The organism is Thermogemmatispora tikiterensis (genome assembly GCF_003268475.1).
Classification (GTDB): Bacteria; Chloroflexota; Ktedonobacteria; order Ktedonobacterales; family Ktedonobacteraceae; genus Thermogemmatispora; species Thermogemmatispora tikiterensis.
On sequence record NZ_MCIF01000002.1, the window covers coordinates 4,033,744 to 4,049,348 of the forward strand.

Annotated in this window: 9 protein-coding genes; 5 read left to right on the forward strand and 4 right to left on the reverse strand. The window is 61.5% G+C overall.

Annotated elements, in window-relative coordinates:
* Positions 1-272 precede the first annotated feature (272 nt).
* A complete protein-coding gene (locus A4R35_RS16135) occupies positions 273-1,130 on the forward strand; it encodes an amidohydrolase family protein (RefSeq protein WP_189361920.1) in 858 nt (285 codons plus the stop codon).
* A gap of 107 nt (positions 1,131-1,237) precedes the next feature.
* Positions 1,238-2,128, forward strand: a complete 891-nt coding sequence (locus A4R35_RS16140) for an MBL fold metallo-hydrolase (protein ID WP_112431128.1) — start codon at positions 1,238-1,240, stop codon at positions 2,126-2,128.
* A gap of 65 nt (positions 2,129-2,193) precedes the next feature.
* Here the strand turns inward: A4R35_RS16140 and A4R35_RS16145 are convergent, their stop codons facing one another.
* Positions 2,194-6,234: an adenylate/guanylate cyclase domain-containing protein gene (locus tag A4R35_RS16145; protein ID WP_112431130.1), complete on the reverse strand. Its 4,041-nt coding sequence runs from the start codon at positions 6,232-6,234 to the stop codon at positions 2,194-2,196.
* A gap of 300 nt (positions 6,235-6,534) precedes the next feature.
* Between A4R35_RS16145 and A4R35_RS16150 the strand changes: the two genes are divergently transcribed.
* The 3 genes from A4R35_RS16150 (at position 6,535) to A4R35_RS16160 (ending at position 11,513) form a co-directional block, all read left to right on the forward strand.
* The gene (locus tag A4R35_RS16150; protein WP_170293397.1) at positions 6,535-7,107 is read left to right on the forward strand and encodes a DUF402 domain-containing protein; all 573 of its coding nucleotides are present in this window, start codon (positions 6,535-6,537) and stop codon (positions 7,105-7,107) included.
* Between the two features lie 436 nt (positions 7,108-7,543).
* Positions 7,544-9,604 carry a GMC family oxidoreductase gene (locus tag A4R35_RS16155; RefSeq protein WP_112431134.1) on the forward strand — a complete coding sequence of 687 codons (2,061 nt, stop codon included), beginning with the start codon at positions 7,544-7,546 and terminating at the stop codon, positions 9,602-9,604.
* Between the two features lie 7 nt (positions 9,605-9,611).
* A complete protein-coding gene (locus A4R35_RS16160; RefSeq protein ID WP_189361922.1) occupies positions 9,612-11,513 on the forward strand; it encodes an ABC transporter ATP-binding protein in 1,902 nt (633 codons plus the stop codon).
* Positions 11,514-11,614: 101 nt separating this feature from the next.
* Here A4R35_RS16160 and A4R35_RS16165 read toward each other — a convergent pair whose 3' ends face one another.
* From A4R35_RS16165 to A4R35_RS16175, 3 genes are all read right to left on the reverse strand, one after another.
* A complete protein-coding gene (locus A4R35_RS16165; protein ID WP_112431138.1) occupies positions 11,615-12,715 on the reverse strand; it encodes a dipeptide epimerase in 1,101 nt (366 codons plus the stop codon).
* Between the two features lie 103 nt (positions 12,716-12,818).
* A complete protein-coding gene (locus A4R35_RS16170) occupies positions 12,819-13,967 on the reverse strand; it encodes a D-alanine--D-alanine ligase family protein (RefSeq protein ID WP_112431140.1) in 1,149 nt (382 codons plus the stop codon).
* 29 nt (positions 13,968-13,996) lie between these two features.
* Positions 13,997-15,466, reverse strand: a complete 1,470-nt coding sequence (locus A4R35_RS16175; protein ID WP_112431142.1) for a UDP-N-acetylmuramoyl-tripeptide--D-alanyl-D-alanine ligase — start codon at positions 15,464-15,466, stop codon at positions 13,997-13,999.
* Between the last annotated feature and the right edge of the window lie 139 nt (positions 15,467-15,605).

Genomic DNA, 15,605 nt, shown 5'->3' on the forward strand with positions numbered 1-15,605 from the left:
CCTTCCTTACGATACTGCAAAAGATCGCTGAACGCCTGCTATTGTCCAGGATGGAACGCGCGGCGCTTCCCCCGCTGTCGCGACGGACTTCTCCCTCAGCAAAATTGAGGCAAGACACCTTTCAGTTGGAAGGTTCTCCCTGTTTCGCTGTTGCTTTTTCTTCAAAAAAAGAATGTCTAAGAGGCGCAGTAAGGAAGCAGGAAAAGGGGCGTGCCGGTGAGCAACGCCCTTTTTTTATAGCCTGGAGCACCCTTCTGGAAGCGAAGCAGAGCATGATCATTGACTTCCACACCCATCTCTTTCCACCCTCTATTTGTCAGCAGCGTGAGCGCTATTGCGAGCGTGATCCCTGGTTTCGGACCCTCTATGCCAATCCCCGCAGCAAGCTGGCCACTGCCGAGGATCTGATCACGGAAATGGATGCTGCGGGCGTTGATGCTTCGGTAGCCTTCTCCTTCGGCTGGACTGACCCGGGCCTCATCGAAGAGGGTAACAGCTACGTCCTGGATGCCATGCGTCGTTATCCGGGCCGCATCTATGGCATGGCAGTAATCTTACCTACAGCCGGCAGACGCGCGGTGCGCGAACTGGAGCGCTGTGCGCAGGCTGGCATGATCGGCATGGGCGAACTTATGCCCCACGGCCAGGGCTACCGCCTGAGCGACACCCGTTTGCTGGCCCCCCTCATCGAGGTAGTGCGCCACTATCGCTTGCTCGTCCTCTCCCATTGCAGCGAGCCTGTAGGCCACCTCTATCCTGGCAAAGGCGATGTCTCTGTGGCCGATGTTGTCGCCTTCTTGACGGCTTTCCCCGATGTGCGCTTCGTCGCTGCCCATTGGGGCGGGGGCCTGCCTTTTTATACTTTGATGCCAGAGGTGCAGCAGGCCTGTTCCCTGGTGTGGTATGATACTGCTGCCACGGTCTTCCTCTACCGTCCAGCCATCTTCCCAACGGTGGCAAGGCTGGTAGGCGCTGAGCGCATTCTGTTCGCCAGCGACTATGGCTTGCTGCGCCAGCGCCGCGTCATCGAGCATATTCAGCAGGCCGGCCTCAGCACCGATGAGCTGACCAAAATCCTGGGCGAGAACGCGCGCCTCCTGCTTGGCCTGCCTGAGCAATCTACGCGCTGATGGCATGAGGAAAGGCCAGGCCAGGCTTCCTGTCACGCCGACAACAGGGACAAGGACATGGCAGAGCGAAAACTGGTAGTGTCAGAACAGGCCCGGGTAGAGAGTCTATGCGCGTGATTTCTCTGGGAAGTGGCAGCAGCGGCAACGCTTTGCTCATTGAAGCCGGCCCCAACGGACGAACCAGACTCCTGGTCGACGCTGGCCTGCCCTGCCGCACGTTGATTAATCGTCTCCATCTCGCCGATGTCTCCCCTGCCCAGATCCTCGCTGTTCTCCTCACTCACGAACATAATGACCATACGCTGGCCCTTCCCACGCTGCTGAAACGCTACGATCCTCTTGTAATCTCTGACCCGGCTACCCTGGCGACCCTGGTGGATGACTCGCGGCAGGAATCCCACGCGACAACTTGCGGGAAAAGGCTGACAGCCTTGCTGCCCCTGAGACGGACACTGGCCTTGCCTGCTGGTAGCTCCTGCCTGCTCGGCGACATCGAGATCGTTTCCTTTCCAGTTCCTCACGATGCTGCTGCTCCTTGCGGCTACCTGCTTAGCGCCGGAGGGTGTCGTGTCTGCGTCGTAGTAGATAGCGGCTCGGTCACCCCGATCATGCTAGAGGCGATGCGTCAAGCCGACCTGCTGGTCTTGGAGGCCAATCACGATCGCGACCGGCTCCTGCATGGCCCCTACACCTATGCTCTCAAGATGCGCATTCTCAGCCCCACGGGCCATCTTTCTAACGAGCAGGCAGCACAGGCAATTTTGCAGACCTGGCGCACTGATGGCCTGCGCTGGATCTGGCTGGCTCATCTGAGCCAGGTCAACAATACGCCGCAGCTGGCTTTACGTAGCGTCCAGCGCCACCTGGTGGAGGCTGGCGCCGCCTTGCAGCAGGTCCACCTGGCGACATTGCCCCGCACAATGGGACCAGCCTGGGATTCGACACGCCTCTGGCACGATGAACACTGGTGGCGCTATGAAACTCTGATAGAGAGATAGCTGCTTCACCTCCCACCCGCTCACGGTAGATCAGGCTCTCCCTGCTATCACGTGCAATTTGCTTGCTATGACAGCTCTTGCAGAGCACGGTTGGCCCGCTCGATATCGCGTGCGGCCCGTAAGGCTGTAAAGAAGCCCAGTGCCTGAGTAAAGTAACGGCGAGCCAGCTCACGCCACAACTCCACCGCATCAGGCAGCTGAGCACTGACAGCCTGCCTCTGATGCAGCTCACCAAGGCAGTAGAGGGTCTGGCCCCGCTCCCACGGGAGGTCAAGGCGTTCGAAAAGTGCCAGGGCTTGCTGCAGACAGGTCCGTGCCTCCTCCCAGCGCTGCAGAGCCAGAGCCATGCGGCCTTGCGCCCGCCAGGCCCGCCCCTCAGCCTTCAGTGCCTCCGACCGGCGTGCCGCCGCCAGCGCCCGCTGACACCACGCGGCCTGCTCCTCAGCAGAGGCTCCGGTCTGAACCAGAAGTTCGGCCAGCAGCGCCTGCTGCTCCGGTCGGGCGAATGGCTCGTGACGGCGAATCTCTTCCTTGAGCGTCTCAACTGCCCCGTCCCAGTCCTGGCGCGCAAGCTGCAAGACTAGCTCCAGATCCAGGCGCAACAGACGAGAGGTTGCCTGCTCTCCGAGAAGCCTGAGACGGCGCAGATAGCGTTCCCCATGCTCATAGTCACCCGTCTGATAAGCAATCATTACCAGATGCTTCAGGGCATCGATCTCCCACATCTCTTCGAGCTGATATTGCTCGATCAGCTGCAAAGCTTTCTGCGCTGCCTCACGCGCATCATCCCAACGCTCCCATTCGTACCAGACATGGATACGTCCCAGCATACTGAGCAGGAGCAAAGGCGGACTTTCCATCGTCTGGGCCACCTGCCACGACTCACCAAACCAGCGCGCTGCCGTTGGATACTCACAGATAAAAAAGTGTACCCATCCCAGGGAATAGTAGAGATCGTGCAACTCCTGCCGATCTTGACGCCCCTGCTGACGAGTAATCTGGGCCTGGAGCTGCTGACGCTGATGCTGAGTGCGATGGGCTTCTGCATAGTCGCAGAGCCTCATATAAATACCGCCGAGAGCGTCGAGAGCCAGCCAGAGCGCTTCCACATCCTGGGCCTCCTCGGCCAGGCGCCGCGCCTCACGGGCGCTCTTGAGCGCCTGCTCTGCCTGTCTGGCTCGCTCGTTAACGTCGTTAGGATCATCCTCCCGCGGGCGCATATGCCACAGAGCCAGATAGGTCAGAAAGACAGAGCGGTCTCCCTGATCCTCAGCGAGAGCCAGTCCGGCATCGATATATGAGCGTACCTCGTCCATATCGGGAGGGGCATCGTGCCACGGTCCCCAGCGCGTTGCCAGCTCGGCCAGACTATCGTAAAGATAGAGGAGATCAGCCGCAGGCGGCTCCTCCTCAGCTTCCAGCAGCCGCAGCGCCTGCCGGTAGGCCAGCCAGGCTTCCTTGAGATTGGCGCGCTGCGTGAAAGCGTCACCCAGCTTCTCATGCATGCGGGCCAGGGCGCTCCGCTCTGCTCCGCTCTCGTTCAACAGCTCCAATGCATCGCTGTAAGCCTGGATGGCCCGAATCGTATAGTAGCTGCGCAGCGCCTGATCGCCCGCGCTCGTCAAATAGGCCGTAGCTCGCTGCCTCAGCTCCTGCAGCGTCAGCTCTGGCTCTACTTGCTCGGCCAGACCGACAAGCAAACTAGGCGTCCAGTTGGCCGCTGCCTGCTGGTAATGATAGGCCAGCAACTCAACGAAGCGATCAGTGCGCCCGTTGACTTGCTCTTCCAGCCAGCGTGCCAGACGGGCATGGCTTAGAGCGCGGTGGGCCCGCGAAAGCGTGTGATAGACGACATCTCGCGTTAGAATATGCTTGAAGCTAAAGACCCGATCGTTCTCGACAGGGCTGCGATCGCGTCGCTCCGATTCAGCGATAAAATCGCGCGTGATCAGCAACTCCAGGGTTTGCAAGAGCGTCTCCTCATCCAGATCAGCCGTCAGCTCACGCAAGCCCGAGAGCCAGAATGTGCGTCCGATGATCGCCGCCCTTTGTAAGACATGCCTCTCGACAGGACTGAGCAAATCGACGCGCGCCGCCAGAACACCCTGGATCGTATCGGGAACCCGCGGCAAAGGCAGCGTATAATGGAGATCGAGCAGGGCATCGTCGGGAGGCCCTGCCGGGCTGGCTAGCTCGCTGAGAAGGTGCTCCTTCTCATGGGCCACGCGCCAGCTATCCTGCTCATAGACCAGAAGTCCCTGGTCGATGAACATGCGGATCAGCTCTTCCACAAAGAAAGGATTGCCCTCAGCCCGGGAAAGGATCGTGTGACAGAGAGCTTCGGGCAGCTCGGTGCTTTTCAGCAAGGCGCGTACCAACTCCTTGCTCTCCTCGGCGGAAAGAGCCTCCAGCACAATAGTGGTAAAGTTGCGCTGACCCCCACCCCAGTCCTGGCGCCGCTCCAGGAACTCGGGCCGCGCCGGACAAAGCAGGAGAATCGGAACATTGCTCAAGCGCTCCATCAGGTGCTCCAGCAGATCGAGCAGGGCCTCATCAGCCCATTGGAGATCGTCGATCACAAGAATGAGGGGCTGCTGCTGAGCCAGCGCCGCCAGGAAGATACGCCAGGAGCGTAGTAAGGTCATCTGAGCGCCGTTTTGCTCAAGATTACGCGCATGGGCCATGCGCTGCCGCTCGCGACGCTCGCCACCCGACGGCAAAGCTACCGACCTCCCAAGGTGGCGCCCAATGCTCAACAGGATGGCCTCAGCCACATCCTCGGCCTCTTCTTTGTGCCCGGCCCTCTCCAATACTTCGCTGACGAAGGCTGTGAAGCGCCGATGGATATCCTCATCGCTCTCGTTATATTGAACCTGGAGCAAGGCCCGCAGGATCTCGATCAGCGGCCAGTACGTGATGCCCTCGCCGTAGGGCGGGCAGCGTCCGCGCATGACCAGCGGTACTGGCTGCTCGTCTGGACCAGTCGTACTGCGGGCTTTCTCCTGCTCGCGTTCGATAAACTCGTACACCAGGCGCGACTTGCCAATGCCCGAGGGACCTAGCAGAGTGATCAAATGAGGCTGCCGCTCGGCCAGCACACGAGCATAGGTCGCGTGCATCAGAGTCAGTTCCAGCGAGCGCCCGATCAACGGGGCCAGCAGACCGCGTCGAGCACGCGCTACCAGTGAACTGGCGGGCTGCTCGTCCGCCAGGCCCAGCACAACCCAGGCGCGGATCGGCTCCTCCTTTCCCTTGAGCTGCAAGGGCGCCAGCGGGCGAAAGCGGAAGATCTCGCGCGTGGCCAGGTAGGTGCGCTCCCCTACCAGGATTGTGTCGGGACTGGCCACCTGCTGCAGACGCGCGGCGAGATTGACCGCCTCGCCCGTCACCAGAAAATCCCGGCGACTGTTGAGGCTGCCATCAGGCCCGGGTGTGGCCACTTCGCCGGTGTTGATCCCGATGCGCATCTGGAGAAGCACTGCCTCTGGATCACGCTGAAGACGTTCCTGATTGAAGCGTATCAGCGCGGCTTGCATGTCGAGGGCGGCTCGAATGGCCCGATCGGGATCATCCTCGTGCGCCAGCGGCAGGCCAAAGACAGCCATGACGGCATCACCGATGTATTTCTCTACAGTACCGCCGTGGCGACGAATCTGCTCTGTCATCAAGTTGAAGTAGCCAGCGAGGATGGCCCGCAGATCCTCGGGATCAAGGCGGTCGGCCAGGGGCGTCGAGCCAATGATGTCGGCGAACATCACCGTCACCACCCGTCGCTCTTCGGGCGTGCTCAAAGCTGACAGCGGTGCTGGTGCCTCCTCCGAAGCCGGCTCCAGCGCCAGCACTGGCGCTGGCAGCTGGGGCAGTGATGCTGGCCCCGACTCCCCTTCCTCTCCACCGCGGACAGCAAGTATCGGCGAGGGCGAGGTCTCCACCGACTCCCATCCACGTTCCTTCTGCCCCTGGACCCGTCCGCATTCAATGCAGAAACGGGCGACCGGAGGGTTGGCCGTACCGCAGTATGGACAGATCAGGAAGCGAAGGCCGCAGGCAAAGCAGAATTTGGCATGCGACGGATTCTGCGTCTGACAGCGTGGACAGCGCAGCATGATCTCTATACTCTTTCTCAACTCCTGCCCGCTGCTCGTGCTGGCGCAGGAGAAACCCTTTTTCGCTCGCTCTTGGGCTTGCTCTGACGACGGCGTAAGGCAAATCTCTAGCTGTTATTCTACTATATTTCGCTGGCTGGGAGATAGCAGCTGTTGAGCGCTGGAACCGGCCTGCGAGGAGCCGCGGATCGGCAAAAGCAGTAGGTGAACCTGCGCCCTCATTCATGCTCCACCCGGTCCAGCTTGACGAACCGGGCAGATTTGCGTACTATGAGGCGGATGGAAGGGAGAAGTATGCGTATGCAACCGGATTTTCGTGTCGAGAGCCGCAGCTATGATGGAGTGCTGCGTGGCACCTGGCGCTCCTATCGCCTCTCACCGGAGGTACAGCTAAGCGATCCGCCAACCGCTTCGCCAGGAACTGACTGCCTGCGCCTCTGGCTACCTGCCGGAACACTGATGGAGTGGACCACTGGCACACGCCCACTGCGCCATCATTGTCTCCAGTTCTTCTGGCCGGAGCGCTGGTATATGTTGAGCGCCTTCTACAATGGCTGCGACCTGCTCTATACTTATGCGACCATTATCTTGCCACCGACTATCGAGGTGGCGAGTGTGCGCTACGTCGATCTCGACTTGACCATGCTGGTGCGCCCAGATCTCTCCTATGAGGTGCTGACACAGGCCGAGTTCGATCATATGGTTGAACTGCTCGACTATAGCGAGGAGACGCGCATCGGGGCCTTGATGGCCCTGCGAACCCTGACGAATGCAGCCCAAATCGGAACGGGCCTCTTTCGCCTGATCCCTCAGCGCCTCCTCCAGACCGATTTTCATCGGGATGACTGCCTGTCGCAGCATGGCCTGAGCTGAGTGGCCGGTCACCACCTCCAGATTGCTGCTCTCCCGCCATGCCAGCGTAGCCACGGCGGGAGGCTCCACTCAGCATTGGCTACACCGTTGGCTACCCGGACCACTCCCCTTGCTCCACCGCCTACCTGCCTGGTGCTGGCAATACCTCTCTCCTATGATCCCGGCCAGCACCCCCTTTCTGCCCTGCTTCTCCTGCCCTCATCTCTGGTCGCAAGATCTTGACTGACTGTCAGTCAGATTTGTCAAGAGGCCCTGAAAGCGCTTGAGGAGCGGCGCGGGCCGCCATAGAAGGGCCTGAAGGGCAGGTCAGATTATGCTATACTTACCTACACTATAGAGATATGTCAGCTCTTCACTGTGGCTGTATTGCTTTGCCCGGCATCATGCGACGTCGGCATGATCCAGTGTATTGAGCGAAAGGAAGGAGGTACGCTCAATGACCATCTCCTCCACTGTGCTATCACCCATCGTGCAGCGTCAGAGTCAGGGAGCGGCGTGGCTCTCGCCTGCCGAGTTCGCCATTCTCGAAGCCATCTGTGATACCCTGCTCCCTTCGCTGGAACCACCCCCCGGAGTGAGTGCCGAAGAAGCCGCCTATTATCGACGGCGAGCTGCCGACCTCCAGGTGGCCCAGCGCATGGCCGAGATGCTGGCCCTGGAGGGTGAAGAGCGCAAAAGGCAGATTCACCAGCTTCTTACTCTTCTCAGCAGTTCGCTCACTTCCCTGCTCCTGGTTGGCAGACCTCAGCCGTTCGCGCGCCTGCCCCAGGAACTGCGCGAGCGCTATCTCCTGGCCCTGGCCAACAGTCCACTCGGCCTGCTGCGCCAGGGCTTCCAGGCCATGAAGCGTCTGGCCGGCTTCGTTTTCTTCGCAGCTCTCGACGAGCGGGGCTGCAATCCCAACTGGGAAGTGCTTGACTACACCCCGCCCCGGGACCCGCCAGCGACCGTGACGCGTTCCCTGCAGCCTTTCCCCATTGAAGGCGACACCACTCTGGAGGCCGACGCCGTTGTCATCGGTTCCGGGGCCGGTGGAGGCGTGGTAGCCGGCGAGCTGGCTCGCGCTGGCAAGAGCGTGGTGGTCCTTGAAAAAGGGGGGTATTATAATGAAGAGACCTTTCCGGTTGAGGAAGGGCGAGGGATGACCGAACTCTACCTGCAACGTGGCCTCTTGACCTCGCGCGACCTCGGCATCACCGTCCTCGCAGGTAGTACGCTTGGCGGGGGCACGGTTGTCAACTGGATGACCTCCTTCAGAACCCCCGAGGACGTCCTGGACGAGTGGGCAAGGCAATCAGGCGTGAGCGAGCTGACGGGCAAGAGCCTGCAGGACAGTTTCGCTGCCGTCGAGGAGCGCATCAGTGTCAACCTGGAGAACAGCGCTCACAATCGGCAGAATCAGGTCCTGGCCGATGGCTGCACTGCCCTGGGTTACCATGCTGGCGTCCTGCGTCGTAATGCCGTTGGCTGTAACCAGCGCTGCGGCTCCTGTTGTTTTGGCTGTCGCTACGGCTGCAAGCGCTCGACGCTCGCAACCTATTTACAGGACGCTTTTGAGGCGGGCGCCCGCATCGTTGTGAACTGCAGCGCTGATCGCGTGCTGATCGAGCGGGGGCGCGCTGTTGGGGTCGTAGCGAGCGTGCGTGATCCTCAGAGTGGACGTCTGAGTCGCCTGACCGTGCGGGCCCGGGCCGTCATTGTCGCGGCGGGTTCTATTCACTCGCCGGCTCTCTTGCTACGCTCCGGCTTGAGCAATCCTCACATTGGGCGCCATCTCTATCTGCACCCGACGGCGGTGGTGGCCGGCCTCTATCCTGACAAGATTTACCCCTGGAAAGGGGTCCTGCAGTCGGCCTACAGCAACCAGTTTGGCCATCTGGACGGTACCTATGGCTACAAGCTGGAGACCGCTCCCGTGCATCCGGGGATGCTGGGCGTGGCCCTGCCCTGGTGGTCGGCGCGCGACTACCGCCGCGAGCTGCTGCAGGCGCCCTACGTGGCGGCCTTCATCGTCCTGACCCGCGATCGCGGAGAGGGCCGCGTCACTGTCGCCAAGGATGGCGAGCCAGTCATCGATTACGTGGTCTCGGTCTACGATCGCCGCCACTTGCTGCACGGCATAGCGCAGGCGGCGCGCGTGCATTTCGCTGCCGGCGCTCGTTCTGTGCTCTCGCTGCATACGCGGCGTACACGCCTGGATCGCGCCGCCGATGGCACGCTCGATGAACGGCAATTCCGCGAGTTCGAGCGCCAGCTTGAGCGCCACGGCATGGCTCCCAATCGCCTCATGGTCTTCACGGCTCACCAGATGGGCACCTGTCGTATGGGTAGCGACCCGCGGCAGGCCGTCGTCGATGGCAATCATGAGGTGCATGGTGTGCGCGGCCTCTTTGTCTGCGATGGTAGCGTCTTCCCCTCGCCTTCCGGTGTCAATCCGATGCTCTCGATCATGGCGCTGTCCCATAGGGCAGCGCAATACATCAAATCAACGCTGTAAGGGGAATATGCTCTATCATACGCACATGATGCGCCGACCCTCACCGTTCAGGCAGCAGAGCGAGGAGGACGAAGACCTCTCATGGCGGGAGCGTCTCGTCCGCTTTGTGCGGAGCGTGCCAGGGGCCCTCGCCGGCCTGGCACGCTCTCTGCGCCTGGTCTGGGAGACCAACCCCTGGCTGACCCTGGGCCTGGGTCTAACCACGCTGCTGCTGGCCTTCGTGCCAGCCTCGACTATCTATCTCAATAAGCTCCTGCTGGATGCTGTCGTCATGGCCATCAGGGAGAGCGCCCGCGCCGACTACTATCTGCGCCTGATCGCCATCCTGGCCGGGCTGCAGCTGTTGCTCAACCTCGTGATGAGCCTGCTAAATACGCTGAGCAATACGTTTCAGCAGATCCTGCAGGATGAAACGGCCAGCCGCGTACAGTACCTGCTGATCGAGCACGCTCATACTCTCGATATGGCCTTTTTCGAGCGCTCCGAATTCTACGATAAGCTGCAGCAGGTGCAGCAAGAGGCCATGCTGCGCCCGGTGATGATGATCGCCGGTACCTTTTCCCTGCTGCGCAACGCTCTCACCTTTGGCTCGATGATCGTCTTGCTGGTGCGGCTGGAGTGGTGGCTGGCCGTTATCGCTCTCGTGGCGCCGGTGCCCGCCTTTATCGCCGACGCGCGCTACGGCTGGCGCGGCTTTCAGCTCAGACGGCGCCAGTCCCAGGAGCGACGCATGCAAGCCTATCTGGTCAACCTGCTGACCACCGACTCCTATCAGAAGGAGATCAAGATCTTCAACCTGGGACCTTTCTTTATCGAACGCTTTAAGCAGTTCGCCGAGCGCTTCCTCAGCGAAGAGCGCCGTCTGGTGGTACGACGCTACCTTGCCGGTTTCGGCTGGGGGACACTGACGACACTGGTGAGCAGCGGCACCTTTCTCTATGTGGCTGTCCAGGCCGTCTCTGGGCGCGTCTCTATCGGCGACTTGACGCTCTATACCCAGGCCGCTAACTCGGTGCAGAATAACTTTCAAAATATTCTGAGTGGCTTCTCATCGATGTATGAGCATAATTTGTACCTGAGCACGCTCTTTGAGGTGCTGGCCCTGCGCCCCGAGATGCCGCGTCCGGCCAATCCTGTACCGCTGGAGCGCCCATTTACGCGCGGCATCGAGTTCCGCAATGTGACCTTTTATTATGAGGGACGGCAGGAGCCGGCGCTGCGCAATGTGAGCTTTAAGCTGGAGGCTGGCCAGACCCTGGCCATCGTCGGGCGCAATGGGGCTGGCAAGACCACCCTGGTCAAGTTACTGGCGCGCCTCTACGATCCCCAGGAAGGCCAGATCCTGGTCAATGGTCACGATATTCGTGAATACGATCCTGACGAGCTGCGCCGCGAGATCGGTATCATTTTCCAGGACTTTGTGCAGTACCAGCTGCTGGCTCGCGAGAACATCGGCATCGGCCAGGTTGACTTCATTGAGGATCGAGCACGGATCACGACGGCGGCCCAGAAGAGCGGGGCCGATGAGGTGATCGCCCGTCTGCCGCAGGGCTACGAGACAATGCTGGGACGCTGGTTCGAGGAGGGCCACCATCTCTCAGGCGGCGAGTGGCAGAAGATGGCCCTGGCCCGCGGCTTTATGCGTGAGGCCCAGATCCTCATTCTCGATGAGCCGACCTCGGCGCTCGATGCCCAGGCCGAGCACGAGCTATTTGCCCGCATGCGTGAATTGACTCGCGGGCGCATTGCCATCTTTATCTCGCACCGATTTTCGACGGTACGTGTGGCCGACCTTATTCTGGTCCTGGAGCGGGGCGAGGTGATTGAGCAGGGTAGCCATGAAGAGCTGATGGCGCGCGGAGGGCGCTATGCCGAACTCTTCAATCTGCAGGCGTCCTCCTATCGCTAGCTGTCCCCTGGTCGGGAATGGTTTCTGCCCTTGCTCGCCTGCCTGCTCTTCACCAGCCGGCGCCAGAGGGATGGAGACCGGCCCCCCCCCGTTGGCTCACTTCACTGGCGCCGGCTGATGCCCAGACCACTCTCGACACCCGAGAGATCGTAAAGGCCGCCCCGCTGCTCGTAGCCACCGATGAAGGGGTCGGCAGCCAGCAGCATCGGAGTGTCGAGGTCGATGAAGCGGAAGCCGCCCAGACCGGCGACGAAGTGGGCGGCAGCGCTGATAGCCAGGCGCGACTCCATCATGGCGCCGATCATGAGCTGAGTGTGGGTGGCGCGACAGACGGCGGCGATGTCCAGGGCTTCGACGATGCCGCTTTTCATGAGCTTGATGTTGACAACGTTAACGGCCCCCATCGCGATCAGGTGGGCGACGTTGGCAGCGCTGTAGGCGCTTTCGTCCGCGGCGACCGGGACGCGGCTATGCTGGGTGACATAGCGCAGGCCCTCGTAATCGTCTTTGGGAACTGGCTGTTCGAGCAGCAGCGGACGGATGTCGCGCTCGTCGAGCGCTTCCAGGCAGAGCAGGGCTTCGGCTGGTGTGTAGCCCTGGTTGGCGTCCAGGGTCAGGCCCACGTTGGGCGCGCCCTCGCGCACCGCCTCGACGCGGGCCACATCTTCGCGGACGTCGCTGCCGACCTTGATCTTGATGGTGCGAATGCCGCGTTCGACAGCGGCTCGCGCCAGCTCGTAGGCGTGCTCAGGTTCGACGAGAGGAATGCTGATGTCGGTCTCGACGGCGTTACCGGCTCCGCCAAAGAAGGCGTAAAGGGGTAAGCCGTAGGAGCGTGTCAGGGCATCGAGGAGGGCCATTTCGAAACCGGCGCAGACGGAAGACTGGCTGAAATAGAGGCTGCGCAAGAGACGGGCCAGGCTGCGCCAGTGGGCGGCGTCTTTGCCCTGCAGCAGGGCGGCGCAGCTCTGGGCGGCGGCCAGGGCCGTGTTCTGATCCTCGCCCAGGCTGGGCAGGAAGGGAGCGGCCTCGCCGTAGCCAACACTGCCGTCTTCCAGGGTGATGGTAATGAGCACGTTACGCGCCTCGCTGGTGCTGCCGGTGGCGATGGTGAACGGCTCCAGCAAGGGGATGTTGAGCGGCTCAACGCTGATGGCGGCGATGGTGGTGCCTGTGGTACGTCTGTGCTGAATGTGGGCCATAGTGATCTCTCTGTCTCCTGGTTCTCTTCTTGGCTGCGTTATGTATGCTGGCTGGACTGGGGCCGCCTCGCCGGCTGCTGGCGACCGGAGGCGCGCTGACTGACTAGAGCTGGAGCCGGGTGCGATTGCGCTGCTGATCAGTGTGGCGCTCCAGGGCTAGCTCGATCAGACGATCGAGCAGTTGCTCGTAGGGAAGGCCGCTGGCCTGCCAGAGCTTCGGGTACATGCTGATAGTGGTGAAGCCCGGCATGGTGTTGACTTCGTTAATGTAGAGCTGCCCGCTGGTCTTCTCCAGGAAGAAGTCGACACGTGCCAGGCCGCTCAGGTCAAGGGCGAGAAAAGCCTGGACGGCGTAGTGACGCACCAGCTCAGCGGTCTCCTGCGGCAGGTCGGCAGGGATGACGGTCTGCGAGCGGTTGTCGATGTACTTGGCACGGTAGTCGTAGAATTCGTTGCTGGGGATGATTTCGCCAACGACCGAGGCCAGCGGCTCGTCGTTCCCCAAAACGGCGCACTCCAGCTCGCGGCAGTCGATGCCGCGCTCGACGATGATTTTGCGATCGTATTCGGCGGCGAAGGTGATGGCCTGCTCCAGTTCTTCGCGCTTGTGGGCTTTACTGACGCCGACGCTGGAGCCGAGGTTGACCGGCTTGACAAAGCAGGGATAGCCAAGCCGGGCTTCCACAGCTTCGATGATGGGGGCGGGATCGCGCTCCCAGTCATGGCGACGGTAGACCAGGTAGTCGACGATGGGAAGGCCAACGGCCTGGAAGATCATTTTCATTTTTTCTTTGTCCATGCCCAGGGCGGATCCCAGGACGCCGCAGCCAACGTAGGGCACGCCGGCCATCTCTAGCAGCCCCTGCAGGGTGCCATCTTCGCCGTAGGTGCCGTGCAGCACTGGAAAGATGACGTCGACCCGGCCTGCTTCAAGGGCCTGCCCAACGTTCTCGGGCTGGTTCAGCGGCACCAGATGCCCCACAGTGGGATCTCCAGGCAGGGCGACCGCCAGGCTCTCGCTGAGGACTGTCCCCTCTTGACCTGTTTCGGCAGCCAGCAGGCGCTGTGGATCAGCTCCGAGCAGCCAGCGCCCTTCCTGCGTGATGGCAATGGGTACGACCTCGTATTTGTTGGGGTCGAGGTGCTCGATGATGGAAGTGGCAGAGGCGATGGAGACTTCGTGTTCGCCCGAGCGGCCACCGAAAATGACACCAACGCGCAGCTTGCGCGTCTTTGGTTGGGAGTGCTGCATGCTCTGCTCTCTCCTTCCTCTCTTCCCGCTTATTCTGGGCTGGTTGTCCGTCTGGTTGTGGCCCCAGGTTCGGCTGACCACAGGCTGAGCATGGTTTCCATCGCCATGCCGCGCGAGCCTTTGAGCAGGACCAGGTCAGCGGGCTGGACCTCTGCCACCAGCAGGGCCGCCGCGGCGCGCTTGGCCTCTTCCAGGGCGCCACGGTCATGCGGGTCAGCGGGGAAATAGTGGGTGCGCTCCAAGGGCAGGCCGGCTGCTCTGGCCCCCTCGACATAGTAGCGGGCCTGGTCGCCAACGGCCACTACATAATCAACGAGATCACCAAGGGCCTCGCCGGCGCGACGATGCTCGCGCTCAGCATGAGGGCCAAGCTCGAAGATGTCACCCAGCACGGCCCAGCGTCTCCCTCCTCGCTCGACTGGGGTGGCCTGCATGGCACGCGCGATGGCAATAATCGATTCGGCGCTGGCGTTGTAGCTGTCGTCGATAAGGGTGCTGCCGTTTGGCCCTGGCTTGATTTCGCCGCGTCCTTTGACCGGCGCCAGCGACTCCAGGGCGGCGCGAATCTCGGCCAGGGGCAGGCCCGCGGCACAGCCAACCGCCGCCGCGGCGAGGGCGATGTAGATACCGTGGTCACCGGGAATATGCAACTGAACCGGGCACTGTTCGCCATGATAGCTCAGGAGAAAGTGCCGTCCGCGCAGCGGGTCGCCGCCGTCGGGAATGGCTCTCACCTCGGCCTGCTCGGCTGTTCCATAGTAGACGACACGCGCCTGTGTGCGGGCCGCCATGCCGCGTACGCGCGGATCATCATAGTTGAGGAAAGCGAGGCCATCGGGAGGCAGGGCCTCGACAAGCTCGCCTTTGGCCTGGACGATGCCTTCGACCGATTTGAAGAATTCAAGGTGAGCGCTGCCGACGTTGGTAATGACCGACCAGTGTGGACGGGCGATGGTGCGGCAGAGCCAGGCCAGCTCTCCTACCCACTGGGCCCCCATTTCGAGCACGGCGTAGCGGTGCTGCGGCTCTAGACGCAGCAGCGTCAAGGGATAACCGATCTCGTTGTTGTAAGAGGCGAAGGTTTTGAGAGTTGGTGCCTGCCTACTGAGAACAGTAGCGATAGCCTCTTTCGTGCTGGTTTTCCCGTTGCTGCCAGTAATACCAATGAAGATAGTGCCTTGCTGGCGCTGGGCACGCTGGCGTGCGATGGCGTGTAGGGCCTGAAGGACATCGGGGACGACAATCTGCAAGAAGGACGGGGGGACGTCCTCGGCGGGTTGACTGCAGAGGGCGCCGCCAGCCCCCTGGTGTGCAGCATTGGGAATGAAGTGATGGCCATCGGCATGCTGGCCTTTGAGGGCGATGAACAGATCTCCGGGTTCGATCTGGCGGCTATCGTGGTGGGCTGCTGGGAAAAGGCGCTCCGTTTCCTCGGAGGCCAGACCGTAGAAGCGAGCGCTGTCGCCGCAGGCCTGCCGAATGTCGCTAAGGGTGAACATAGAAGCTGCGTCCTCTCCTCTCTCCTCTGCCAGTATCTGCTACTTTACTACCCCTATCGGGTGATCTGCCTCTCTCTGGTCAGGACCGATGTGCGGGCTTGCGAACTACGGATTCTTGGGGCCATTATACCATAGCCTC

What these genes read in the sequence shown, in the direction of transcription:
- A4R35_RS16135 (WP_189361920.1), top strand. Translation starts at nt 273, where the DNA reads ATGATCATTGACTTCCACACCCATCTCTTTCCACCCTCTATTTGTCAG.
- A4R35_RS16155 (WP_112431134.1), top strand. Translation starts at nt 7,544, where the DNA reads ATGACCATCTCCTCCACTGTGCTATCACCCATCGTGCAGCGTCAGAGT.
- A4R35_RS16150 (WP_170293397.1), top strand. Translation starts at nt 6,535, where the DNA reads ATGCAACCGGATTTTCGTGTCGAGAGCCGCAGCTATGATGGAGTGCTG.
- A4R35_RS16170 (WP_112431140.1), bottom strand. Translation starts at nt 13,967, where the DNA reads ATGCAGCACTCCCAACCAAAGACGCGCAAGCTGCGCGTTGGTGTCATT.
- A4R35_RS16160 (WP_189361922.1), top strand. Translation starts at nt 9,612, where the DNA reads ATGCTCTATCATACGCACATGATGCGCCGACCCTCACCGTTCAGGCAG.
- A4R35_RS16140 (WP_112431128.1), top strand. Translation starts at nt 1,238, where the DNA reads ATGCGCGTGATTTCTCTGGGAAGTGGCAGCAGCGGCAACGCTTTGCTC.
- A4R35_RS16165 (WP_112431138.1), bottom strand. Translation starts at nt 12,715, where the DNA reads ATGGCCCACATTCAGCACAGACGTACCACAGGCACCACCATCGCCGCC.
- A4R35_RS16175 (WP_112431142.1), bottom strand. Translation starts at nt 15,466, where the DNA reads ATGTTCACCCTTAGCGACATTCGGCAGGCCTGCGGCGACAGCGCTCGC.
- A4R35_RS16145 (WP_112431130.1), bottom strand. Translation starts at nt 6,234, where the DNA reads ATGCTGCGCTGTCCACGCTGTCAGACGCAGAATCCGTCGCATGCCAAA.